This window comes from Desulfobotulus pelophilus (genome assembly GCF_026155325.1).
GTDB lineage: Bacteria > Desulfobacterota > Desulfobacteria > Desulfobacterales > ASO4-4 > Desulfobotulus > Desulfobotulus pelophilus.
This window is the reverse complement of sequence record NZ_JAPFPW010000008.1, coordinates 106,579-129,592: the sequence shown is the minus strand read 5'-3', so window position 1 is coordinate 129,592 and position 23,014 is coordinate 106,579. Positions and strand designations below refer to the sequence as shown.

20 protein-coding genes are annotated in these 23,014 nt (G+C 53.1%); 6 read left to right on the top strand and 14 right to left on the bottom strand.

Annotation, left to right across the window (positions count from 1 at the left end; genetic code table 11):
• Positions 1–8: 8 nt before the first annotated feature.
• Entirely contained in the window at positions 9–713 is a 705-nt protein-coding gene (locus OOT00_RS08630) for a hypothetical protein (RefSeq protein ID WP_265424935.1), read from the top strand.
• Positions 714–1,251: 538 nt separating this feature from the next.
• Positions 1,252–3,267, top strand: a complete 2,016-nt coding sequence (locus OOT00_RS08625; protein WP_265424933.1) for a methyl-accepting chemotaxis protein — start codon at positions 1,252–1,254, stop codon at positions 3,265–3,267.
• Positions 3,268–3,534: 267 nt separating this feature from the next.
• Here OOT00_RS08625 and OOT00_RS08620 read toward each other — a convergent pair whose 3' ends face one another.
• Positions 3,535–4,002: a TolC family protein gene (locus tag OOT00_RS08620; protein WP_265424931.1), complete on the bottom strand. Its 468-nt coding sequence runs from the start codon at positions 4,000–4,002 to the stop codon at positions 3,535–3,537.
• A complete protein-coding gene (locus OOT00_RS08615; RefSeq protein ID WP_265424929.1) occupies positions 3,999–4,166 on the bottom strand; it encodes a hypothetical protein in 168 nt (55 codons plus the stop codon). Before OOT00_RS08615 ends, OOT00_RS08620 begins: the two co-directional genes overlap by 4 nt.
• Before the next feature lie 298 nt (positions 4,167–4,464).
• On the opposite strand from OOT00_RS08615, the gene relB reads away from it, so the two are divergent.
• On the top strand, positions 4,465–4,722 hold the full coding sequence (gene relB / locus OOT00_RS08610; RefSeq protein WP_265424927.1) for a type II toxin-antitoxin system RelB family antitoxin: 258 nt from the start codon (positions 4,465–4,467) through the stop codon (positions 4,720–4,722).
• Positions 4,706–4,972: a type II toxin-antitoxin system RelE family toxin gene (locus OOT00_RS08605; protein WP_144681708.1), complete on the top strand. Its 267-nt coding sequence runs from the start codon at positions 4,706–4,708 to the stop codon at positions 4,970–4,972. Before relB ends, OOT00_RS08605 begins: the two co-directional genes overlap by 17 nt.
• 257 nt (positions 4,973–5,229) lie before the next feature.
• On the opposite strand, the gene OOT00_RS08600 is transcribed toward OOT00_RS08605, so the two are convergent.
• From OOT00_RS08600 to dnaJ, 8 genes are all read right to left on the bottom strand, one after another.
• On the bottom strand, positions 5,230–6,720 hold the full coding sequence (locus OOT00_RS08600; protein ID WP_265424924.1) for an efflux transporter outer membrane subunit: 1,491 nt from the start codon (positions 6,718–6,720) through the stop codon (positions 5,230–5,232).
• 16 nt (positions 6,721–6,736) lie between these two features.
• The gene (locus tag OOT00_RS08595) at positions 6,737–8,674 is read right to left on the bottom strand and encodes a MacB family efflux pump subunit (protein ID WP_265424923.1); all 1,938 of its coding nucleotides are present in this window, start codon (positions 8,672–8,674) and stop codon (positions 6,737–6,739) included.
• On the bottom strand, positions 8,671–9,951 hold the full coding sequence (locus OOT00_RS08590; protein ID WP_265424922.1) for an efflux RND transporter periplasmic adaptor subunit: 1,281 nt from the start codon (positions 9,949–9,951) through the stop codon (positions 8,671–8,673). Before OOT00_RS08590 ends, OOT00_RS08595 begins: the two co-directional genes overlap by 4 nt.
• A gap of 346 nt (positions 9,952–10,297) precedes the next feature.
• Positions 10,298–11,593 (bottom strand): PepSY-associated TM helix domain-containing protein, encoded by a 1,296-nt coding sequence (locus OOT00_RS08585; RefSeq protein WP_265424920.1) that lies wholly within the window; start codon positions 11,591–11,593, stop codon positions 10,298–10,300.
• Positions 11,594–11,710: 117 nt separating this feature from the next.
• Entirely contained in the window at positions 11,711–14,101 is a 2,391-nt protein-coding gene (locus tag OOT00_RS08580) for a TonB-dependent receptor domain-containing protein (protein ID WP_265424918.1), read from the bottom strand.
• A gap of 355 nt (positions 14,102–14,456) precedes the next feature.
• The gene (locus OOT00_RS08575) at positions 14,457–14,639 is read right to left on the bottom strand and encodes a Com family DNA-binding transcriptional regulator (RefSeq protein ID WP_265424917.1); all 183 of its coding nucleotides are present in this window, start codon (positions 14,637–14,639) and stop codon (positions 14,457–14,459) included.
• Positions 14,640–15,075: 436 nt separating this feature from the next.
• Positions 15,076–15,450, bottom strand: a complete 375-nt coding sequence (gene queD, locus OOT00_RS08570; RefSeq protein ID WP_265424916.1) for a 6-carboxytetrahydropterin synthase QueD — start codon at positions 15,448–15,450, stop codon at positions 15,076–15,078.
• 1 nt (position 15,451) lies between these two features.
• Positions 15,452–16,549 carry a molecular chaperone DnaJ gene (gene dnaJ, locus OOT00_RS08565; protein ID WP_265424914.1) on the bottom strand — a complete coding sequence of 366 codons (1,098 nt, stop codon included), beginning with the start codon at positions 16,547–16,549 and terminating at the stop codon, positions 15,452–15,454.
• A gap of 139 nt (positions 16,550–16,688) precedes the next feature.
• Here dnaJ and ubiE point away from each other — a divergent pair, with 139 nt between their 5' ends.
• Positions 16,689–17,399: a bifunctional demethylmenaquinone methyltransferase/2-methoxy-6-polyprenyl-1,4-benzoquinol methylase UbiE gene (gene ubiE / locus OOT00_RS08560; RefSeq protein ID WP_265424912.1), complete on the top strand. Its 711-nt coding sequence runs from the start codon at positions 16,689–16,691 to the stop codon at positions 17,397–17,399.
• Between the two features lie 157 nt (positions 17,400–17,556).
• On the opposite strand, the gene nadB is transcribed toward ubiE, so the two are convergent.
• From nadB to OOT00_RS08545, 3 genes are all read right to left on the bottom strand, one after another.
• Positions 17,557–19,170 (bottom strand): L-aspartate oxidase, encoded by a 1,614-nt coding sequence (nadB, locus tag OOT00_RS08555; RefSeq protein WP_265424910.1) that lies wholly within the window; start codon positions 19,168–19,170, stop codon positions 17,557–17,559.
• A gap of 78 nt (positions 19,171–19,248) precedes the next feature.
• Entirely contained in the window at positions 19,249–19,893 is a 645-nt protein-coding gene (locus OOT00_RS08550) for a TIGR04211 family SH3 domain-containing protein (protein WP_265424908.1), read from the bottom strand.
• A 77-nt stretch (positions 19,894–19,970) separates the two neighbouring features.
• A complete protein-coding gene (locus tag OOT00_RS08545; protein WP_265424906.1) occupies positions 19,971–20,153 on the bottom strand; it encodes a hypothetical protein in 183 nt (60 codons plus the stop codon).
• On the opposite strand from OOT00_RS08545, the gene OOT00_RS08540 reads away from it, so the two are divergent.
• On the top strand, positions 20,152–20,820 hold the full coding sequence (locus OOT00_RS08540) for an NUDIX hydrolase (protein WP_265424905.1): 669 nt from the start codon (positions 20,152–20,154) through the stop codon (positions 20,818–20,820). The two genes, OOT00_RS08545 and OOT00_RS08540, sit on opposite strands and share 2 nt — an antisense overlap.
• Here OOT00_RS08540 and recD2 read toward each other — a convergent pair.
• Entirely contained in the window at positions 20,771–22,987 is a 2,217-nt protein-coding gene (gene recD2 / locus OOT00_RS08535) for an SF1B family DNA helicase RecD2 (protein ID WP_265424904.1), read from the bottom strand. The genes OOT00_RS08540 and recD2 overlap by 50 nt on opposite strands.
• Positions 22,988–23,014: the final 27 nt, after the last annotated feature.

Sequence of the window (23,014 nt, the reverse complement as noted above, 5' to 3'; positions counted from 1 at the left end):
ATCTGGCTATGCGACAAAATCCAAACCCCTTTCTTCTCACACTCCTGACCTTCTGCCTTCTGCTGCCCATAGGGCTTGGAGCAACAGAGCAGAAACATCCGGAAAACATCAGAAAACTACCCCCCATCACGGCCATGCAGAATGGCGAGATACGCAGCATTCACCTGACAGACATCTATGACCACTACCATACTTCCTGCGCCGGAACACTTATGAGCTTCATCGGTATCCGCTACGGACTGGAAACCCTCTTCGGAGATGAGACTCCGGATCTGGATGATCTTCTTGTCATGACCCTTGCGGGCGGTGGCCCTCTGGACACCCTGGATTATATCCTGAAAGGGGGCAATCCCGCAGACCGCACCTGGCCCCCCCCCGGTATTGCCAGTGAGTTTGACCACTTCATCTTTCAGTTTTTCCGCAAATCCACCCTGGAAGGCACTACCGTCAGCATGAAGCCGGATGCCTGGCCTTCAGACTGGTTTGAACTTCGGGAAAAATTCAAAAATAAAACCATTACGGAAGCGGAAGAGAAAAAAAGAAGAGAAAACCGGCGCAGCGTTGTACAGGCCTTTTCCACAAAAAATCCTGATGAGCTGTATGACAGTACGGGTGTCTATACCTTTATTCCATGGGGGGATATGACAGAAGGGGAAATGACCAGAAACATACGAAATCAACGGCGGCAGAACAGGGCTGCCCTTGGAGACTGACTCCTGATCACAGGCAACAACTCTCACCTCATAGACAGGGCGTAACAGCTTATTTTATATAGCCTTACGTCCTATCTTCATATTTCAGCCGCACCCATTCCTTTTTTATTTCCCACCCAGACAAAAACTGTTAAAATAAATTATATTCAAATTTTTTCCCCTTTCTCCAGCTACAGTGAGTAGCAGGTCTCCTGCCTGCACCAAAGCAACACAAGAAAACCTGAGCAAGGGATACCAGCCAACAACAGAGTCGCCCTGCCAGTGTCAGAACTGGCAAAAAAAGACCTTGCCTCTTTTTCAATCAAATGCTCGCAGGTGGTGTCATGCCACCCATACTCCTGCCTTCCAGCGGGTAAAAATCATCTTTAGATGACTGTCTGAAAAACCCTGTTTTTACAATGACCAACACAAGATATAGCACATTGCGCACCGTTCATATCTGTATATCGTGTGCTGTTGCCTGTGAAAACTGTTTTTCGGACAAGCTCTTTAGTTTTGTTTAACGCTGTTCTCCAAACCGTCCGCCAAGGGGGTAACCATGAAATGGAACATGGGTGTCGGAGCCAAAATCACCGTATTGGTAAATGCTGCCGTAGCGTTAATCCTGACAGGGATTATCTGGTTTCTCAGCTCTCTTTTTGTTACAGCCGTTCAAAAAAGTGTATATGAGGCTGTGGACCTTGAAGCATCACGGCGGGCGGAGGAGATCAGATCCGAACTGCGCAGCATAGCCGACATCGCTTCCACTACAGCCGGCCTCACAGCCGGCCTCCTTGCCAGCGGGCATGAAGCACAGCACTCCCTTGCGCCAGCATTGGCCTCCATTGTAGAACGACACACAGGGCTGCTTGCCGCCTGGATTCTTCTGGACCCCTCTCCTACATCCGGTTCCTTTTCCCTCCGGTTCCACCGGGATACGGGCACTCTCCGGTCCGGCTCCCTCATGGGTATCTCCGCAGAAATGGATACGTACTACAACAACCTGAGAAGAAAAAACCAGAATGATATTGCCGATCCGCTCATACGGACCATAACCGGCAGATCAATCCCGGTTTTGGTTGCCATATCCCCGATTCATCTCAATGGTCAGAAAGTCGGCATGGCCGGTGTGGAAGTTACAGCCCACAGCATTCAGAAGATTGTTTCCTCCATCAAGCCACTGGATAATGGATACGGTTTTCTGTTTTCGAATGATACCAAATACATGTATCACCCAAACGAAAGACAGATCGGCCGTACCATACTGGAAGTCCGGCCGGATGCACGGCAAAGGGACGCAGATGTCCGTGCAGGCCGCCAGCGGCGGGAAGAACAGCAGGCTCTTGCCACCGGGGAAACATCCTATTTCATCTTTGAACCCATACGTATGGAAGGATCGGACGCTCCCTGGAGTCTGGCGGTCACCGTCTCCCTGACAGCCCTGCTGGCTGACGCCAAAAACGCTGTCAGACTTGTGGTTGGCGCTGGGATTCTGGCTGTTTTTCTTATCATCGGAATTGTTTTTGGCATCAGTCGTATCATCACTGGTCCCATTAATTCTATGGTAGCCAATCTTCAGGACATTGCAGAAGGGGAAGGGGATCTTACACGGCGATTAAACGCAAAATCAAAAGATGAACTGGGACAGCTGGCTTACTGGTTCAATGCCTTCATGGACAGGCTGCAAAGCCTGATCAAGGAGACAGCAGAAAATGCCAAATCCCTGGATCAGGCAGCCAACATGCTCACGGAGCTTTCCAGCGACATGTCGTCTTCGGCCCGGGGGATGTCTGGCCAGGCAGATAATCTGGCAAAAGAGACGAATGAAATAAATGGCAGCATGGGCAACGTGGCCGCTGTGATGGACCAATCCAGCAGCAATGCCGGGATGGTGGCATCGGCAACAGAAGAAATGTCTTCAACCGTAGACGAGATCGCCAGAAATATAGAAAAAACCCGAAGTATTTCCAGTCAGGCCGTATCCGGTACCACAAGCTCCATCGCTCAGGTGGAAGCTCTCAGCAAAGCGGCTTTGGATGTAGGGAGAGTGGTGGAGGTGATTACGGAAATATCTGAGCAGGTCAATCTTCTTGCGCTCAATGCAACCATTGAAGCCGCCCGTGCCGGAGAGGCGGGTAAAGGCTTTGCAGTGGTAGCCAATGAAATTAAGGATCTGGCCAGACAGACTGCCAGTGCAACCTTTGAAATCAAAGATAAAATCAGCAACATGCAGAATAACACGGAGGGAGTCGCCGCAGGAATTCAGGATGTTTCCGCCGTTATCACCAGCATGAATGAGATTATTACAACCATTGCTTCCGCCGTGGAGGAACAGTCTTCCGCCACTCGGGAGATTGCCTCTAACATCAGTGATGTCTCCTCCGGGATTCAGAATGTAAACAGACATATCAGTAAAAGTGCCGACGCGATTTCCCGTGTCTCCGGTGATATTCTTCTTGTCAATCAGGCTGCCAGCGAAATGACCGAAAGCAGTGGTAAGGTGAAAGACAGGGCGGAGGCACTGCTCAGCATTTCCGGAAAACTTAACACTGTTGTCAGAACATTCAAGGTATAGGCCAGACAGAGCGGCAGCACCCGGCTCTTTGTATTTCCGCTTGCTTCTTCCCTTCGGATGCTCAGCAGATACCAGACATGGTTTTGCCGTGCGGACTTCCACAAGAAATCCGCACAGGCCTTCCATGGGGAAGGATACCGGCTCCTTTTTCCGGGTCCCTTCAGCACATATCCGCTCCAACAAGCAGGTCCACTTTCTTTTCCCAGTCGCTCTCTAAATCCGGGAGACGGAAACGACCACAACAAAAGAATACAATCCGTACAGAGGTCAGATAGATTGCCTCTCCCACCCTCCACCCAGTACTCTATAAAGATCCAGTGCCGCATCCAGACTTGCCAGCCGGAGCAGCACCATCTGATCCTTAGCCTGAAAAAGACTGCGCTGGGCGTCGAGCAGGGTCAGGAGGTCATCCGCACCTTCCCGGTAACGCAGCTCCACCAGCACGAAGCTCCGGGCCGCCTTCTCCTCTATGGCTTGCTGCAAAGACATCTGACGACCGGAAAAATCCGCCCGATTCAGTCCGTCTTCCACTTCCTTTAAAGCCGTAAGAATACTTTTCCGATAGCTTTCCACCTGCTCCCTGAGCCGGGATTCGGCTGCGGCAACCTGATTTTTACGGCGCCCGGCATCAAAACCCGCTCCACGGCCATGGCCAGATCCGGAGATGCGGAAAGGGCCTCTTCCAGGTGCTCTTCCAATCCCCCTCCCCTGACCGGAAACTGCGCCACCAGTCATTCTCCGGCAGCTCCCCATCCATGGCCATGCCCGCAACCAACTTTCCGGCAGGGCAGAAGATATCCGAAAACAAGACCCGTTGCAAAGGCACAGCTAAAGGCCAGCAGCACCGTAATGGGTGCCCACTGTCCGGGAATATCCCCCATGATTTCTGCGATGGACAAAAAAAATTCTGATTACCACTGTCTTTCAGCCATAGGAACTTTAAGCTATGGAAATTACATGACCAGATTTTACGATTGCTGGCGGGCACCCGTAAAGGGTGCCCCTACAAAACAGGGGTCGTAAAGATTATTCGTAGAGGCAGGCCTTGCGCCTGCCCGTATGAAAGCTCTCACTATGGTTTTGACAATAATCTGACCAGCAGACTCTGGCTGAGTCAGAGTAGTAAGCAGAAAAAAAATTGTTTTTTTTATTTATTTGTTTTACATATAAAACAAATGATTTTAAAAGGAGGTTTTTATGCCAAAAGTAAGAGAAATTAATAACCCGGTTATGCTTGGGGTAAGGATTCCAGCGGAGTTAAATGCCAGACTGGACACGCTTTCAGAGGCAACAGGGCGCAACAAATCTTTTTATGTTCGGGAGGCCCTTTCTGAATACATAGCCGACATGGAAGACATCTATCTTGCGGAAAAACGCCTTGAGGACTTGAGGGCTGGCCACCGTTCCACCATGACCCTGGAAGAAGTGGAGAAGGCCCTTGGTTTGGCAGATTGAATTTGACAAAAGGGCTATGAAAGAACTTTCCAAGGCTGAGCCACAGATTCAAAGGCGCATGATCGCTTTTCTCAGGGATAAGGTGGCGCAAGACCCGAAAGCCTTTGGTGCGCCACTTCAAAGCAATCTGTCTGGATTGTGGAAGTTCAGAATGGGAGACTACCGGATCATAGCAGAATTATGGGAAGAAAAAATAACCGTCATGGTGTTGCGTATAGGCCACCGGAAAAATATTTATGGGGGACACTGATGATCGAAGAAATGCACATCTGGTCTTTGATCTATTCCGGGGACGGTCAATCCCTCTATTTTTGTAAAACCGGTTAAAAATCTTTTGATTCAGTTGATTTTTTGAAAATCCGGCCACGGGCATCATTTTTGTCCTTGCTATCTTCCTGAAAAAGAGCCCCTTCTACCTCATCCAAAATCGGACAGGCTTTTTAAAGCTCCTGATAAATCCCTCAATGCCTTAAGGGATGTGATGAGCCAAAAACTGTAGCCTGCCGTTCAGCCCCTCCTCTCCCACCCGCCGCCCAGTACCTTATAAAGATCCAGTGCCGCATCCAGACTTGCCAGCCGGAGCTGTACCATCTGATCCTTGGCCTGAAAAAGACTGCGCTGGGCATCCAGCAGGGTCAACAGGTCATCCGCACCTTCCCGGTAGCGCAGCTCCGCCAGCACGAGGCTCCGGGCCGCCTTCTCCTCTATGGCTTGCTGCAAAGACATCTGACGACCGGAAAAATCCGCCCGGTTCAGTCCGTCTTCCACTTCCTTTAAAGCCGTAAGAATACTTTTCCGATAGCTTTCCACCTGCTCCCTGAGCCGGGATTCGGCTGCGGCAACCTGATTTTTCCGGCGTCCGCCGTCAAAAATTGTCTGGGCAATGGCGGCGGAAAGGCTCAGACTGCCATCGGGACTGGCAAGGGATACAAGGGCCGTACTGGCCAGCCCTCCGGAACCGGAAAGCTGGAAAGAAGGCAGAAAGGCCGTCTTTGCAATGGTTACACTGGCCGCCGATGCCGCCAGCTGGGCCTCGCCCCTTGCAATATCCGGCCTGCGCAGAAGAAGCTCCGATGGCATGTAGGCCGTCACCTGCGGAATGATTATTTCGCGGAATGCCTCCGTACCCGGATCAAAGGACTGGGGCTGACGCCCCACCAGAATGGCAAGGGCGGAACGCTGCTGACGGTACTGCTCTTCCAGGGATAAAAGGGTGGATTCCTGACTCAGCACCGCAGACTGCTGCCGCTTCAGATCCAGTTCCGTCGCACTGCCGTGCCTGTGCCGGGACTCCACAAAGGCCAGTACCCTTCTGGCAATGACCAGATTGCTGCGGCTGATCTGCAGACGCTCCTCCAGGGCCAGCACCTGAAAATATCCGGAGGCCACTCCTGCCATGAGGCTTAAGCGAACAGCATCCCGGTCATATTCGGCCATATGGAGAAGGGCACCGGAAGCGCGCATGTCAGCGGCAACCTTTCCCCAGACATCCACCTCATAGCTGGCTCCCATGGAAAGGTTTGTGGATTCTGAGGAAGCCGTTTTACCTCCGGAAGCCCAGTTTCTGCGCCATGAACTTCCACCGCTGAGGTTCAGGGAAGGGAAGAGGGAGGCTCCGGTGATGCGAAGCTGGCTTTCCGCCTGAATCACCCGCTCCACAGCCATGGTCATATCCGGAGAGGCGGAAAGGGCCTCCTCCAGAAGCCCTTCCAGCCCCCTTGACCGGAAACTGCGCCACCAGTCATTCTCCGGCAGCTCCCCATCCATAACCATACCTGCAGACCAGTTTTCCGGCAGGACAGGGGGAGATTCCAGAGCCTCCGGGTCTTTGAGCGCACATCCTGTACAAAAAACCAGAAGACAGAAAAACGCAGAAAACAAAAAGGGGACAAAAGGCTTTTGCCACAGGCTGAACCCGCCAAGGAGCAAAGCCCCTCTACGATATGGGCCAGCTCCCGTATGGAGCCGGATAAACAGTCTTTCTTTCATGCTATTCATGGATTCTTTTCCCGTATCATTCCGAAGCCAGTGCCACAACCGGATCCAGCCCTGCTGCCTTGCGGGCAGGGAGATATCCGAAAACAAGACCCGTTGCAAAGGCGCAGCCAAAGGCCAGCAGTACCGGTGCGGAGGTATACTGAACGGGCGTACCCAGAGCCGCAATCACAGCCGCCACGCCAAGGCCCGCACCCACGCCGATGAGTCCTCCCATGGTGGAAACCACCAGCGCCTCAATGAGAAACTGCTGCATGATATTCCGCATTCTGGCCCCTGTGGCCATGCGGATACCGATTTCACGGGTCCGCTCCGTCACACTGACCAGCATAATGTTCATCACACCGATGCCGCCCACCAGAAGGGAAATGGCGGCAATGGAAGCCAGCAGAATGGTCAGGGTGTTCTGGGTTTCGGAAACGGACTCAATGAGAGAAGCCATGTTCCGGATCTGGAAATCTTCCACACCGTGGCGGGCAAGGAGAAGGGCATGTACCGCATTCTGGGTTTCATCCATTCGTTTCACATCCTTTACCGCCACTGTGATATTCCGCAGATGTCGCTGCCCCGTAATCCTCAGGCTGCCCGTGGTATACGGTACAAAAACCACATCATCCTGATCCCTGCCACCAAAACCGGCCCCCATGGGCGCCATCACCCCGGTTACCTGAAAGGGGATACTGTTGATGAGTATATATTCCCCCAAAGGATCGGCACCGGGGAAAAGGGCCTCGGCAACGGTCTGGCCCAGCACGGCAACGGTGGCATAGGCCGCCTCGTCTTCCGCCGTAAAAAAGGTGCCGACGGAAGGACTCCAGGTTCTTGCCACCACATAGTTCCATGAGGTTCCGTTGATTTCCGCCCTGTGATCCATACGGCCATACCGCAGGGTCACGGAGCCGGACTGTTCCGGCACGGCGGCCAGCACATTGTCCAGCTCGCCAATGGCACGGACATCATCCCATACCAGTGTGGCAATATCCCCCCGGCCCCGCATGTTGGGAGCCCCCGGCCGTACGGTGAGCAGGTTGCTGCCCATGGAACTGATCCGCTCCACCACAGCCTGCCTTGCACCATCACCGATACCCATCAGGGCAATGACGGAAGCCACACCGATGACAATACCCAGAAGGGTGAGAATGGTCCGGAAAATATTGCTTTTCAGGGAACGCAGCGCTGTGAGGGTTGCTTCCGCAAGTTCTGACAAAAAAGAGCTTTCTTCACCACTGATAACCCTCTCCGGCATGGCTGCGGCTCCGGGCACGGAGCCGGGATCCGAAAGAATATGACCGTCACGGATCTCAATGATGCGATGGGCATGGGCGGCCACTTCCTTTTCATGGGTAATGAGAATCAGGGTATGGCCCCGTTCCGAAAGCTCGCCCAGAAGACGCATGACCTCTGCTCCGTTACGACTGTCCAGAGCTCCTGTGGGCTCGTCCGCCAGCAGAATACGACCACCGTTCATCAGAGCACGGGCAATGGACACCCGCTGCTGCTGACCGCCGGAAAGCTGGGTCGGTCTGTGAAACAGGCGGTCTCCCATTCCCAGCTCCTCCAGAAGGTGGGCAGCCCTTTCCTTTCTGTCACGGGATTTCATGCCCGCATACACCGCCGGTACGGCCACATTATCCCTGGCACTGGCCGTGGCAATGAGATTGTAGCTCTGAAAAACAAAACCGAATTCCTCCCGCCGCATCCGGGCCAGCTCCCCATTGTCCATGCGGGACACGTCCTTGCCCATGAAGAGGTATTCTCCCTTGGTGGGCCGGTCCAGACAGCCGAGGATGTTCATCAGGGTGGATTTACCGGATCCGGAACTGCCCATGATGGCCACAAACTCGCCGGGATATATTGTCAGATCAATGCCATGGAGCACTTCCACATCCATGTCACCACTGCGATACACCCTGGTGACGCCCTTCAGCTCCAGAAGAGGTTCGGCGGCTGTGTTCATCGCATCCTCGGCATTCCGGGCATACCACCCTCCGTACGGGCAGGGGATCTCTGACCGGCGAGAAGCTGACCCGTTATCACTTTTTCCCCTTCTTCCAATCCGGAAAGAACCTGCACCTGCACCCGGTTGCTGACTCCCGTCCGCACTTCCCGGATTTCTGCCACTCCGTTGCTGCCCAGCACCCGGACACGGGCCATTTTTACCTCTGCTCTGGCGCCTTTTTCCGGCCTTTCACCCGGAGTCTCAGGCCTCCGTCCCCTTCCCCCCCCCGGGGCCATGCGCTCCTGTCCGGGCTCTCCTGCCATCAGGGCAGACTGCGGTATGACAAGGGTATTCGCAGCGGCCGCCACCACAAAAAAGACCTGGGCTGTCATCTGGGTAAAGAGTTCTCCACCGCTGTTCTCCACATCAAAGAGGGCATTATAGAGCACCACATTGTTTTCCACCACGGGAGTGGGTTCAATGCGCTTCAGTTTTCCCCTCCAGCGCCGGTTCTGGCTGCCAAGGGTGGTGAAATACACATCCATTCCCATAAACAGCCTGCCGATATCCGCTTCGGACACCCTTGTCTCCACGGTCATGGTGGAAAGATCCGCAATGCGCAGAATGGTGGGAGCCTGCTGGCTGGCATTGAGGGTCTGGCCCTGACGGGCAGAAATGGAAACCACCGTTCCATCCATGGGTGCATAAATACGGGCATACCCAAGGCTGGCTTCATCCGCCCGCAGGGTGGATTCGGTCTGTTCAATCTGGGCAAGGAGCATGGCAACCTGAGCCTCTGCGGAAAGAAGGGATGTTTCCGCATTCTGAGCTGCTTCAAGGGTGGTAGCCCCTTCGGCCATAAGATTCTTCTGCCGCTCATGCTGATTGACGGCCTGCTGCAGCTGGGCTTTTCTATCCTGCAACTGAGCCTTCTGATACCGTAGCTGGGCACGGCTGGCATCCACTTTTGCCACAAAGAGGGTGGGATCAATCTCCGCCAGCAGTTCTCCCTCTTTGACAAAATCCCCCACTTCAACCCCTATGCGCTGCAGCTGTCCGGAAACCTGAGCACCCACATCCACATAGTTTCTGGGCTGCAGCACACCCGTTGCCGCAACCAGATCTTCAATGCTTCCCCGCTGAACGGCAGCGGTAGCCCATGAAATCCCTTCTCCACCGTTCCTTACGAAAAAATGCCAGGCCGCACTGCCCGCAACAAGGGCAATCATACAGCTAAACAGCATCCATCCAGCCAGCCCTCGTTTTCTCCTCCCCGTTCTCTCCGCCTGTTTCATGCTCTGTCCCGTTCAGATGGTTCGTCAAAAAAGCCCTCCCCTTACCGGGGAAAAACATAGACATTCTGATCCGTATCCGGAATCTGTACCCTTGCATCATGCCAGATCGAATACTAAAAAACCCAGGCCGCTGGAAAGTAAACTTGCGTAAAGTTTTCCGCAACAATTCCATACACTTTATACTGAAATTCCGACCCCTGGCTCCTTATAGCTGGACCATAAGGCTCCCAGGCTGTTTGTGAGTGACATTGCTGTCGTTCCGGTCCGGCACGCAAGCTGCAAACGGCCCTGAAAAACCAGCCGCTTTTTTGGACTTAGGTGCCGGAGTGCGGATAAAAAAACCTGATCAGCCGTGATGGGTTCCGGGTGTCTGAATACCGAAAACTTCTGCTGATTCTTCCTTTCTTTTTCGTCTCTTCCGTCGGTCCAGATACAACATCCAGCCCGTAATGCTGAAAAAAGGCATTCCTATACTGGCAAGAAACATGAGAACTTTACCGGGAAGCCCAAAATAACTGCCGGAATGCAGGGGCAGCATGCTGCTCATCAGCCGCACATTCAAAGGCCGGTCCCGGTAACGGTCATGATTCAACACCGCTCCGGTCACAGGATCGATCTCCATGCGGTTGAAAGCCCTTTCATGGGAAGGCTTTGCATCCTGATACATGACCATAAGAGCCTGACCCGGATTCTGGGGGAAACGGACCATGGCCTGACTGTAGTCACCACCGCTCTCTTGCAGAAAAAGGGCCCATAGTTCATTGAGCCCTTTCTCTGTCATGACTTCCTGCACCTCCCCTGCCTGGCCGGCCCCCTCTCCCGGACTACGGCTGCGCTCTCCTCTCCCTTCTCCCCGCCGCCTCTCCGCTCCGGCCGTGGTCTGGGTGTTCTCAGCAGGGGAAGGGGCTGGCGCCATCCTCACGGGCATGGGAACTCCGCTCACACTGTGCAGCATCTCCCTGTACCAGTTATAAGACCAGTAAAGGCCTGTGACAGAGGCAAGAAGAAAAAAGAGAAGCGCCCAGGTACCCAGAACCGCATGGGAGTTCCAAAGAAATTTTCTGCCTTTCTGCTTCACGCGGAAGGTCAGCCAGCGCTTCAGGCTGAACACCTTCCTCGGCCAGCGAAGATAGAGGCCACTGATACAGAGAACCATCAGCAGCACCGTGCTGGCACCCACAATCTGCTTGCCTATATTCCTGTCCCCGAACAGCTCATTGGTCAAAAGCCAGCGATGGAGGTGCTGCACAGTCCGGAAAAAACTTTCCCCACGGACATCTCCCGGAAAGGCCCCCGTATAAGGGTCCACAAAAAGAGTTTCTCCCCTGCGCATGGCAGGGTCCGTGCTGGCCAGACTCACCTGATGGGCATTCCTCGGGTCCGCATGGAAGGTCAGGCCATTGATCCTTCGACCGGGGGCCCTTTCCTGAATCTTCTCAAGCTGGGCTTCGGGCGAGAGTTTTTCCATGCCTGCCACCGGAGATACTCGCATCACACCGGGATTGATGAGGGCAAGAATCTCCCTTTCAAAGGAAAGGAGACCACCCGTGACCCCGACGATCATAAGAATCACACCAGCCGTAATACCGAAAAACCAGTGCAACTGGAAAGTAAACCTTCGTAAAGTTTTTCTAAGGTACATGATAATTCTCCAACCATATCAAAGTATTCAAGGAATAAGACTTTTTTCGAAAGCAAACAAAAAAACCCGGCACCGGAATCTGCTCCCGTACCGGGCTATCAGCCTTTTTCTTTCTCTTTAAAAAACGATGTTGAGGCTTACCCAGACATTCCGGGCCTTGGCCTTAATATTATAATCATCCGTATAGGAAGCCGTATAGCTGCCGTCCGGATTCTGGGTGAAGTCCGTTCTGTAGGCTGTAAAATCACGGTCAAAGAGGTTATTCACCCTTGCCGTGAGGGTGGCATATTCGTTCAGTTTATAAACGCCACCCACATGATAAATTTCATAATCCTCCCAGTACCGGGCCTTATCCGCCTCCGTATCCCAGCCACGATAGCGCTTCGAACGCATCTCCATGCCGAAGAAAACACTGAGATCCGTCAGCAGACGCCAGTCAAAGCTCGCGTTAACCATATGCTCTGCCGTACCCGTGAGGGGGCGGCCTTTCTCGGCACCGCTTTTCTGCTCGGAATCCGTGTAGGTATAATTTGCCTTTAAAAGCATGTCTTCGGTGATCTGATAACGCCCGGCCAGCTCCAGCCCCTGAATATCGGCCCTGTCGATGTTATGGGTCTGGGTAAAGCTTGTGTAGCCAAGATCTGCCCAGCCTTCCCCCACATTCACACAGTGCTCACCCGGAGCTGCCACCTCACAGTTGGGCACCGCATCTCCCCTGGCAATTTTATCTTTGAACCGATTATAAAAAGCCGTCACATTGAAGCTATGCCCCAAAGGACTGGTATAATAAACAGCCACCTCACTGTTCACACTTTTTTCCGGCTCCAGATCAGGATTGCCCACGGTGGGATTGACCCCCTGCGCTGTAAAGCCTGTGATACCGGGAAAAAGCTGATCCGTAGTGGGGGTTTTATAGCCCGTACTCACACCACCCTTCAGGGTCCAGCTTGAGGCAAGATCCAAAACCCCATAGAGACGGGGACTCAGCTGGCCGCCGTACATGTTGTGGTCATCGTAACGAATACCCCCCACCAGAGTGAACAGACTGCCCATACGCCAGCTGTCTTCCAGAAAAAAGGCCCACTGACGGTGATCCTGAGTCTGGCCGGAACGGTAGCCATCCCCGTACATACCAAACACACCGTCTTCCATTTCCGCATCCACATACTGCCCGCCGAAAACCAGCATGTGGTTACCCATCATCATGTCCATTTTGGCGTCGAGAGTACGCTGCCGGGTTTCCATGGTACGCCGGTCCCTGGGCAGAAAGGATTTCAGCTTTGCCATCTCATCGGCGGTGAGAAGCCCTTCCATCACCTTCAGTTTTTGTTCTTCATTCCAGTTGTTGTTCAGCCCCATGCTGGCGGGAGAACACCCGCCACTGCCGCCGGAAGCCACACAGGCGGCATCCCACAAGTCCTGCAGTTCGGCCCTTTCCGAAACGGTAAAGGGAAGGGATCGACCGAGATTGCTGGTGTTTACGGCCGAGACAGACACCTCACTGCGAACCGCCCCCCACCGGCCTACGTGGGTGAGGGCCCACTGATCCCGTTCAAAACGCTGATCATCGGCATAGCCGACCCGGGGCTGGACAATGCCGTTGTTGGACGCCCTGAGAATGCTTCCGTAATCATCCAGCGTACCCAGCTGTCCTTCGCCATTGGCATATTTCTGACGGGAGGTATCGATATCAGCAATAATGTCATGGCGCTCATCCGGTGTATAGGTGAGCCGAATACCTGCATTCCAGTTGGTATTATCCACGGTCCGCCCACCACCGCCGAAACCAAGGGTTCGTTCGTGCACAACTCCGGACGGATCCGTTGCCGGATCATAGGAAGGGCTGGAGGCATCCCGCTCATAAAGACTGCCCCGCAGGCTCAGCCCCAGCTTATCCTTGACAAGGGGACCCATCATCATAAAATCCGTGGTGCTGTCATCCCCAAAATCCGAATCCAGCTCAAAGGTTCTGGTGTGGGTATAGGAGCCGGTCCACCGGTCTGATACCTTACGGGTAATAATATTGATGACCCCTCCCAGGGCATCGGCTCCGTAAAGGGTGGACATGGGACCCCGGATCACCTCGATCCTTTCAATCATGTCCAGGGGAGGAATATGGTTGAACTGATTTCCCCCAAAGTTGTTCGGGTAAAGATCCCCCACATTATTCTGTCGCCTGCCGTCAATGAGAACCAGAGTATAGGCGGCTCCCATACCACGAATACTGATGGTTCCCTGACCGGTCTTGTCCGTTGTCTCGCCCACATCAACGCCTTCTATGTCCCGCACCGCATCCAGCAGGGAAATATAGGGCCGCATGGACAGCTCTTCCCTTGTAATGACGGAAATGCTGGCTGGCGCATCCGTAATTTTCTGCTCAAAACCCGATGCCGTGACAACCACCTGCCCCATATGGTGCTCGTCTTCGGCGGCCTTTGCGCCCTGAAAAGCAAACAATAAAACGGACATCAGTGCTGTGCTGCGCAGATGTTTCTTCCCTTTTCCCATGATGATTCCTTTCTCCTTCCGCCTGAAAATAGTCTCCGGAGTCGGTGTAAAGCCCGCAGTCATGGGAATCAGAATGGACAGAAAGGGAAAGGAAAAGGGGAGAGGAGGACGAAAATAACATTCCCGAAGACCTTGCCACATATCTGCGGGCATTCTGCCGCCTCAGTGAGTACAGACAGATAACCGCCGGGTCTTACGGGATTTGAAATCCTCTTCATTGATAAAAAAAGGCGTTCGGAACGCTCTGGGGAACGCATGCTCACTGAGCATTCAGTTTAGCAGGAACAGCAGGGCTTCAGCCTCTACATACCTCAGGGGACCGGTCTTCTTCAGGAAAACCGAAAAAAAAAGAAGCTTATCCCCCCATACCGCATTCCGGCCGGCTGCCAAACAGCTGCAGGGAACCGCATTTCGGGCATTTCACTTCCACTTTAATAACCAGCCCTTTCATCAGCAGCCTCCTGCAACGGCGGCAACGGATATCTCCTTCCACCCCACAGCCTTCCTGCTTTGCAATGGTATCTTGAGATGTTTTCAAAACCAAGGCTCTCCCGTCAACCGGCATCCGGTCAGCATTCTTACCGGGCCTGTCCTGATGCTGTGCGGTCCGGCATTCCGCTTTTCCCGCCAGCTACGGACAAAAAAACCTGATCGGCCAATGTCCGTTCCCTTTTTTCAGAAGCAGCCAGACATAGAGTCATCAGACCTGTAGAACAACTTTCTCCTGTGGCAGAATAACAGCTTGCAAAAGCATTTCTTACCCTTCAGAAAAATAAATTTTATTATCACCGAAAAATAAAGCCGGTCAATACTTTTTTGAAACAACAAAAATCATTGTGCCAACAAAAATAATTCTCAACGGGTCAAACCCCTGACAAAAAACACAAAAAGCGCCGGCTCATTATGACCTAATGAACCGGCGCTTTTTAATCGGCAATGGTTACTATTATTGACTTAAGGAGTGCTCAAGCTCTTTACGGATAATAAGCAGCACTGGCCCTGGCAGACTCCCAAACCCGAACCCTGCGGACCCGTACTCCCTCCCCAAGGGGGAGAAGACGCTCGGCAAGCTTGTCTGCAATAAAACGGGCGATGTTTTCAGAAGAAGCATTTTTCCCGGCAAAAGCAGGATGTTCATTTAAAAAACAGTGATCAAGGGATGCAAGAATTTCCCGTACGTATTGTTTGAGCAAGCCGAAATCCATGAGAACATGGGCTTCGCCCAGTTCGTTTCCTTCCACAGCAGCTTCCACCTCAAAATTATGACCATGGAGATTCTCACATTTCTCCGTCACATTATGAAGCTGGTGTGCTGCGGCAAAGTCTCCCCTTACCCGAAGCTCATACATATCAAAGGCCCTTGAATAGATTTTTCAGCTTATTGGTGAACTTTTCCTCATCCAGTTTGGCAAACTCCCTCAGGAGCTTTTCCTGCTTTTTATTCACATGGCTCGGGGTTTTTACATGCACCTGAATGATCTGATCTCCCCTCTGCCCCGTACGAAGGGAAGGCATCCCCTGACCTTTCAGACGGAAGGTATCTCCATACTGGGTTCCCTTTGGAATTTCCAGCTCTTTTTCTCCTTCAAGGGTTTCCACGCTGATGGTATCCCCCAAGGCTGCCTGAACCATGGAAATATCCACAAAGCAGATAATATCACTGCCTTCTCTCTGAAAAAGCTTATGGGATTTCACATGGATAAAAACATAGAGATCGCCTTTGGGGCCACCATCGGGTCCGGGCTCTCCTTCTCCCGTCAGTCTCAGCCGGGAGCCATTGTCCACACCTGCTGGAATCCGAACGGAGACCTTTTTCTTTGCCGGCATGCGGCCACGCCCATGGCATCTGGCACAGGGGTTGCGTATAATTTTACCGGCCCCCTTACAATAAGGACAGGTACTGCGCACGGTGAAAAAGCCCTGCGTCTGGGCATACTGACCCGTTCCCCGACAATGGGGGCAGACTTCAGGGCCGGAACCCGGCTCGCAACCGTCCCCATCACAGCCTTCACAATTTTCCAGCTTTTCAAACTCCAGCTCCCTTTCGGAACCAAAAGCCGCTTCGGTAAAATCTATCTCCAGATCATAGCGGAGATCCGACCCCCTTCGGCTACGCTGACCACCGCCCCTGCGTCCGCCAAATCCGAAAAAATCTTCAAAAATATCCCCGAAATTAGAAAAAATATCCTCAAAACCACCGGCTCCGGAAAAACCGGAATTTTCAAGGCCTCTGTGACCATACTGGTCATAAATACGCCGCTTCTCCTCATCGGAAAGCACCGCATAGGCTTCCGATGCTTCTTTGAATCGGTCTTCCGCCTTTTTATCCCCCGGATTTTTATCCGGATGATATTTCATGGCCAGTTTGCGGTAACTTTTTTTAATACTGTCCGCATCCGCATCCCGGCTGACGCCGAGAACCTCATAATAATCCCGTTTTTCCGCCATAACCTACCCATTTGTTGCACCGGTACAGTCCCGGATCCGTTTATTTTGCATATACCCAAGGAATGTGATAGTCCCTTATTCCTGTTTTCTTCTATTTATAAACAACGACGCAAAACTAATACCTGTGACGGTCTTGTCAATGAAAAATAAAGAAATTCCCTTTGTACAGAGTATGTTCGATGCCATTGCACCCCGGTACGATTTCCTGAACCGGCTCTTAAGTCTCCGCCAGGACACCCTGTGGCGACGCAGAGCCGTCCGTTCCCTCCAGCTGCCGGAAAAGGGCAGGGTACTGGATGTGGCCTGCGGTACTGGGGATGTGGCAATGGAAGTAATCCGCCAGCACCCCAGAGCATGGGTTACTGGCGTGGACTTTTCCGAAAAGATGCTGGAAATCGGTCGGGAAAAAATCAGGGTCTGCGGGATGGGAGCTTCCATCGAACTCAAGCCGGCCAATGCCCTGCACCTGCCCTTTGAAGAAAACAGCTTTGATGCCATTACCATTGCCTTTGGTATCCGAAACATTCAGGACAGAGAAAAAGCTCTGGACGAATTTTATCGTTGCCTGAAACCCGCCGGAAGGCTCGCGGTACTGGAGCTGGCCACTCCCCCTGAAGGCCCCCTCAGAAAACTGTATCTGCTCTATTTTAAACGCATTCTGCCCCTTATCGGCGGGCTGTTCTCCAGCAATTTTGCCTACACCTATCTTCCGGACTCTGTCATGGCCTTTCCAGGCCCTTCGGACTTTGCAGAGAAAATCCAAAGCAGAGGGTTTCAAAATGTAGCCTTCCGACCATTCACTCTGGGGGTAGCCACCCTCTATACGGGGCAGAAACCGCCCATAGCATAAGCCTGTGCGGCATTCAAGCTGGCCATACCTGCCGGTGGCCACCCCTTTTCCGGGCTTGAGCGCCGGGCAAAAAACCGGAAAAAGATTCTGGAATCAATCCGCCTATGTCATTTGGCCCTATCCATGCCTGCGGGAAACTGGCTAAAAACTATCTGCCTCATGTTCGGCTGCTTCGTTTCAGAACCGTATTCTGCCCCCATTTTTTATCATCCCGATCAGGAAAATCGATGGAAAAATGCAGCCCCCGGCTTTCCTTACGGCGCTGGGCACTACGAATGATCAGTTCCGCCACAAGGGCAATGTTGCGCAGCTCAATCAGATCTGATGTCACACGGAAATTCCAGTAATATTCCTGTATTTCCCTCTGTATGTTATCAATTCTCCGCCTTGCCCTTGCCAGTCGCTTGTCCGATCGTACGATGCCCACATAATTCCACATGAACATACGGATTTCATCCCAGTTATGGGCCACCATCACAGCCTCGTCACTGTCTGTGGTGCCCATTTCATCCCAATCGGGCAAATCCTCCGGAAGGGGCTGCCCCCCATATCCTGCTATGGCATTTTCCGCTGCCCTGTGGGCATATACAAGGGCTTCCAAAAGGGAATTGCTGGCCAGACGGTTGGCACCGTGAAGCCCCGTACAGGCGGTTTCTCCCACGGCATACAGGCAGGAAATATCCGTCCGTCCCGAAAGATCCGTTGCCACACCGCCGCACATATAATGGGCAGCAGGCACCACCGGAATGGGATCGTTTGTCATATCAATACCAAAATTCATACAACGGGCGTAGAGATTGGGGAAACGCCTGCGGACAAAGTCTTCATCCCTGTGGCTAATGTCCAAAAAGGCCGAGCTGTCACCTGTTCGTTTAAGTTCCGTATCGATGGCTCTGGCCACCACATCCCTGCAAGCAAGATCCTTCAGGGGCGAATAGCGCTCCATAAAGGCTTCGCCTCTGGCATTACGCAAAATGCCGCCTTCTCCACGCACAGCTTCCGAAATCAAAAAATTTTTGGCTTCCGGATGATACAAACAGGTGGGATGAAACTGCACAAACTCCAGGTTGGCAACGGAAGCCCCGGCACGATAGGCCATGGCCACACCATCCCCTGTGGCCACATCCGGATTGCTGGTATACGGGTAAACCTTACCGGCTCCGCCTGTGGCCAGAAGGGTGACGGCAGCCGTGAAGGTGCAGACCCTGTCCGAGGCAATATCCAGCACATAGGCACCGCAGCAACGTTCCTCATGGCTGGTGACCACAAGGCCCCTCCGAATCCCCCTGGCGTGGGTCAGAAAATCAATGGCTATATGATGTTCATATACCCGAATTCTGGGGTGGGACTTCACCCTTGCCACAAGAACGGACTCAATTTCCCAGCCCGTCATATCCAGAGCATGCACAATACGTTTCTCTGAGTGGCCGCCTTCCCGCCCCAGATCCAGATGATCTCCGTCGGTCTGGCTGAATTGAACGCCCATATCCATCAGTTCACGGATGCGTTCCGGCCCGTTGCGAACCACCATATCCGTCACCTCAGGATCACAGAGCCCAGCCCCGGATTCCAGGGTATCTTTTATATGCAACTCAAAGGAATCCCTATCCGAAAAAACCGAGGCCACGCCTCCCTGCGCCCGGACCGTATTGCTTTCCGAGATTTCCGACTTGGTTACCACAGCCACCTGCCCGTGTTCGGCCACCTTAAGCGCAAACATCAAACCGGCAACCCCTGAGCCCAGAACCAGAAAATCACTGTGGATCCGCATCGTAACTGTCCTTCCCAGAAGGAATCCTGAAGGCAGAAAAAGCAGACCTTTCCGGAATCCTCGAGTTAACCACCAGGATTAATAAAAAGAACTTTTCTGTTTTTTACGCATGGAAATCCCCAGCACCATTCCCACGAGAAGCACACCGGCACCCAGAGCAAACATTTTGATATTCCGCTCCAGCAGAAGCCTGTCCAGCTCCTGTACCAGTCCCTCCCTCTCTTCCAGAAGCGAACGCATGCGGGTGGCCTCTTCCTTCAGGGCCAGAAATTCCGCACTGTCTTCCTTGAGTTTTTCATGGTCTCCCTTAATGGATTCCAGACGTTTTTCCGTTTCTGACAACTGGGTCTGAAAGTTCCTGTTTTCTTCCCGAAGGGCAACGGCTTCTTCATCCAGCTTGGCAAAACGCTGCTTCAGGCGTTCATGCTCCCGCTCAAAGGTTACCATGCGTACCTTCCCCGGAGGATCAGGAACCAGAAAACGGCCCAGCATCCATCCTTCCTGCCCGCCGGGAAGTTTTACATAGGTCCAGTCTCCGTCCGTATCTCCCACGTCCACCCTGTCTCCGGAACGGGCTATGGCAACGATCTTGTTATCCGTACTTTTTCCCGTTCGTACCATGAACTGCAGCTCATCCGTTACATAGGCCGTACCAGCCATGGCAAGCCCTGTCACCATAGAGAACAAAAAAGATAAAAGCAGTACTTTAGAATAAGATTTCATGCATCATCCCCGCTTGATTCATCATTCACCAGTGGACAGTCCCGTAACAGGGAACCGTCCTTCTCAAAAAGGGTTTCCTACGAAAGCGAACCCCAACTCCATGCCGCCTTACCGGAAACAGAACCGGGCATCCATGCCGAAGGGGCGGGTAAGGGGAAACCGTAAAAAAGAATAATGACCTTGAAAATTTCTTTCATGTCAATATGCTGCCCGTTACCAATCTCTTTTCCATCCACCACAGACACATAAGGACATACCATGTTCCCTTTTCAGAAACTTACGACAGTGCTTCCCGCAAGGCCCGGTTTCCATTACGGAGCTCGCTACAGAAATACGGCCGTACTCCTTCCCCTTGTAGCCATGGAGGACGGTGTCCACCTGCTCTTTGAAAAAAGGGCCGATGGCATCCGCCAGGCGGGTGAAGTCTGCTTTCCCGGTGGAATGATGGACCCAGGAGATTCTGATCCCTGTCACACCGCCGTAAGGGAAACCGTTGAAGAGCTGGGCATACCTGCCAATCAGATAGAAATTCTGGGGCGTATGGATATTCTCCTCACCGTCATGGGCCTTACCGTAGCCCCGGTAGTGGCCCGCGTGCAAGTGAAAAACCTTCAGGAACTCCAGCCCAACCCTCAGGAGGTCGCCAGCGTCTTCAGTATGCCCCTTGCCTGGTTTGCCAGCCACGCCCCTGAAATCCACACCATACAGATCATGGCCCATCCTGTGGTGGAAAAGAAAAATGGTCAGAGGGAAACCCTTCTCCCCGCTGCAGAACTGGGGCTTCCCGAACATTATTCCCGTCCCTGGGGCGGCATGCGTCATCCCGTTCTTTTCTGGTTCACCCCGGAGGGAATGATCTGGGGCATTACAGCTGAAATCATCCGGGCTTTTCTTGACGTAACGGAAAGCCTCCGGGCGGAGTCATAAGACTGTCCAGACGCCTGGCAAGATCTGAAAATCTCCGAGTGGGCCGGTCATTGCGGATGGCCATATCCAGTGCCTGGGACATGCCCACAAAAATCACCAGCCGTTTCCCACGGGTCATGGCCGTATACACGAGATTCCGCTGGAGAAGGGGAGCATGCTCCAGCATCAGAGGAATGATGACAACGGGATATTCCGAGCCCTGAGACTTATGCACACTAATGGCATAGGCAAGAGCCAGTTCATCCAGTTCTTCAAGGGAATAACTCACCTGCCGGTCTCCCTCTCCCTCACTGTAGTCCACAACCAGAACCTGACCCTCCTCCTCAATGTCGCATACCTGCCCGATATCTCCGTTAAACACTTCTTTTTTATAATTGTTTTTTAAATGAATAACCTTATCGCCCACCCGGAAAAAACCAAGCTGCTTTTTCCGATCCCCGGTCAGGGGATTTAAAGCATTCTGCAGCACCTGATTCAGATACAGGGTTCCCACCTCTCCCCTGTGCATGGGCGTGAGAACCTGCACCTCCTTCAGGGGATCAAAACCGAAACGCTCCGGTATTCGCTGGCTGCAGAGGGTGATAATGGTGTGCACAACCTTTTCCGGGCAACTCTGGCGAATAAAGTAGAATTCCGACAGAGAGCCATCTTCTGCCACCAGAAACTCCGGCATCCTCCCCTGATTCACAAGGTGGGCATTGAGAATGATGGGACTTTCCGCAGCCTGGCGAAAAATGGTTGTCAGAACAAAGGAAGGAATGCGGCCGGAAGCCATCATATCACCCAGAACATTACCCGGCCCCACGGATGGCAACTGGGAAACATCACCCACAAAAAGAAGACGGGCTGTGATGGGAACGGCACAGAGAAGATGATACATGAGAAGAATATCCACCATGGAGGCCTCATCCACAATGAGCAGGTCCACATCCAGGGGATGATCCGTGTTCATCTCAAACCGACCCTCCAGCTGATTGTACTTCAGAAGGCGATGGAGAGTCTGGGCTTTGCGCCCCGTGACATCGGAAAGTCTTCTGGCCGCCCTGCCCGTGGGCGCTGCCAGAAGAATTCTGGCTCCCCGCTCTCCCATCACTGCGCACACACTTCGGATCAGGGTCGTTTTACCCGTTCCCGGCCCCCCCGTCAGAATGGCAACCCGGTTTTCCAGCAAGCGGGAAAGGGTGGTCAGCTGCTCTTCGGAAAGACGGATGGCCAGACCCTTTACAACGGACAGCTCAAGGGACGTAATGTCCGTGCGGGTATCGAAAGACGTTCCCAAGCTGAGCATGGCAGAAAGTCTGGCACCAATTCCAGCCTCTGCTCCGAACATTTCCGCAAGGTAAATATGGCGCCGATCCTCGCCCTCTTCAGCCACAATCACCTTTTCCTCCTCCAGATTCAGGAGGGCCTCTGCCACCTTCTCTCTGCTTCCCCCCAGAAGACGCAGGGACCGTACCAGTAAATCCTTTTCCGGCAGAAAAACATGACCGGCATAGCCTGCTTTCTCCAGCACATGCAGCACACCGGCACGGAGCCTGGGCAGAGATTCCTTTTCCAGGCCCGAAGCCAGCCCCAGACGATCCGCCACCTCAAAGGGAACCTCAGGGATGTCACGGCAAATGCGGTAAGGATCTTCCTGTACCAGATTCAGGGCTTCGGTTCCGTAGGCATGAAGAATCTTTGCTCCGGCGGAAGGAGAGGCACCTATTTTTGTCATCAGGGCCATAAGGGTACGGATAGCGTGGTAGGATTTCCAGGACTCTTTAATGGTGCGGGCTTTGGCTTTTCCGATACCCGGAACTTCCGCCAGCCTTTCGGGGCTGCTGTCCAGCACCTCCAGCGTATGGGTTCCGAAATAAGCCACCAGCTTTTCCGCCATGGCAGCTCCCACACCCTGAATCACTCCGGAGGCAAGATATCGGCGGATACCCCGGGCCGTATCCGGAAGCAGCACCTCAAAAACGGCTACGCGGAACTGTTCTCCGAATTTGGCATGCTTTTCCCACTCCCCTTCCATACGCAGGGTTTCACCGGCACGCACCCCAGCCAGAATACCCACGGCCGTTATTTCAGCCTGGTACCCATCCGGCGTAAAACGGGCCACGGTGTAGCCGTTTTCCGGGTTTGCAAAACGAATGGTATCCAGTCTTCCCTGCAAAACAATCATTGTATGATAACCATTGGATGCATTCTG

Excerpts from the sequence above, each read along its gene's own strand:
- OOT00_RS08590 (WP_265424922.1), bottom strand. The coding sequence starts at position 9,951 with ATGAAACAGGCGGAGAGAACGGGGAGGAGAAAACGAGGGCTGGCTGGA.
- OOT00_RS08545 (WP_265424906.1), bottom strand. The coding sequence starts at position 20,153 with ATGGTATGTCCTTATGTGTCTGTGGTGGATGGAAAAGAGATTGGTAAC.
- OOT00_RS08600 (WP_265424924.1), bottom strand. The coding sequence starts at position 6,720 with ATGAATAGCATGAAAGAAAGACTGTTTATCCGGCTCCATACGGGAGCT.
- OOT00_RS08540 (WP_265424905.1), top strand. The coding sequence starts at position 20,152 with ATGTTCCCTTTTCAGAAACTTACGACAGTGCTTCCCGCAAGGCCCGGT.
- ubiE (WP_265424912.1), top strand. The coding sequence starts at position 16,689 with ATGAAAAATAAAGAAATTCCCTTTGTACAGAGTATGTTCGATGCCATT.
- OOT00_RS08625 (WP_265424933.1), top strand. The coding sequence starts at position 1,252 with ATGAAATGGAACATGGGTGTCGGAGCCAAAATCACCGTATTGGTAAAT.
- OOT00_RS08630 (WP_265424935.1), top strand. The coding sequence starts at position 9 with ATGCGACAAAATCCAAACCCCTTTCTTCTCACACTCCTGACCTTCTGC.
- OOT00_RS08550 (WP_265424908.1), bottom strand. The coding sequence starts at position 19,893 with ATGAAATCTTATTCTAAAGTACTGCTTTTATCTTTTTTGTTCTCTATG.
- queD (WP_265424916.1), bottom strand. The coding sequence starts at position 15,450 with ATGTATGAGCTTCGGGTAAGGGGAGACTTTGCCGCAGCACACCAGCTT.
- OOT00_RS08595 (WP_265424923.1), bottom strand. The coding sequence starts at position 8,674 with ATGAACACAGCCGCCGAACCTCTTCTGGAGCTGAAGGGCGTCACCAGG.
- nadB (WP_265424910.1), bottom strand. The coding sequence starts at position 19,170 with ATGCGGATCCACAGTGATTTTCTGGTTCTGGGCTCAGGGGTTGCCGGT.
- OOT00_RS08580 (WP_265424918.1), bottom strand. The coding sequence starts at position 14,101 with ATGGGAAAAGGGAAGAAACATCTGCGCAGCACAGCACTGATGTCCGTT.
- dnaJ (WP_265424914.1), bottom strand. The coding sequence starts at position 16,549 with ATGGCGGAAAAACGGGATTATTATGAGGTTCTCGGCGTCAGCCGGGAT.
- recD2 (WP_265424904.1), bottom strand. The coding sequence starts at position 22,987 with ATGATTGTTTTGCAGGGAAGACTGGATACCATTCGTTTTGCAAACCCG.
- OOT00_RS08620 (WP_265424931.1), bottom strand. The coding sequence starts at position 4,002 with ATGACTGGTGGCGCAGTTTCCGGTCAGGGGAGGGGGATTGGAAGAGCA.
- OOT00_RS08585 (WP_265424920.1), bottom strand. The coding sequence starts at position 11,593 with ATGTACCTTAGAAAAACTTTACGAAGGTTTACTTTCCAGTTGCACTGG.
- relB (WP_265424927.1), top strand. The coding sequence starts at position 4,465 with ATGCCAAAAGTAAGAGAAATTAATAACCCGGTTATGCTTGGGGTAAGG.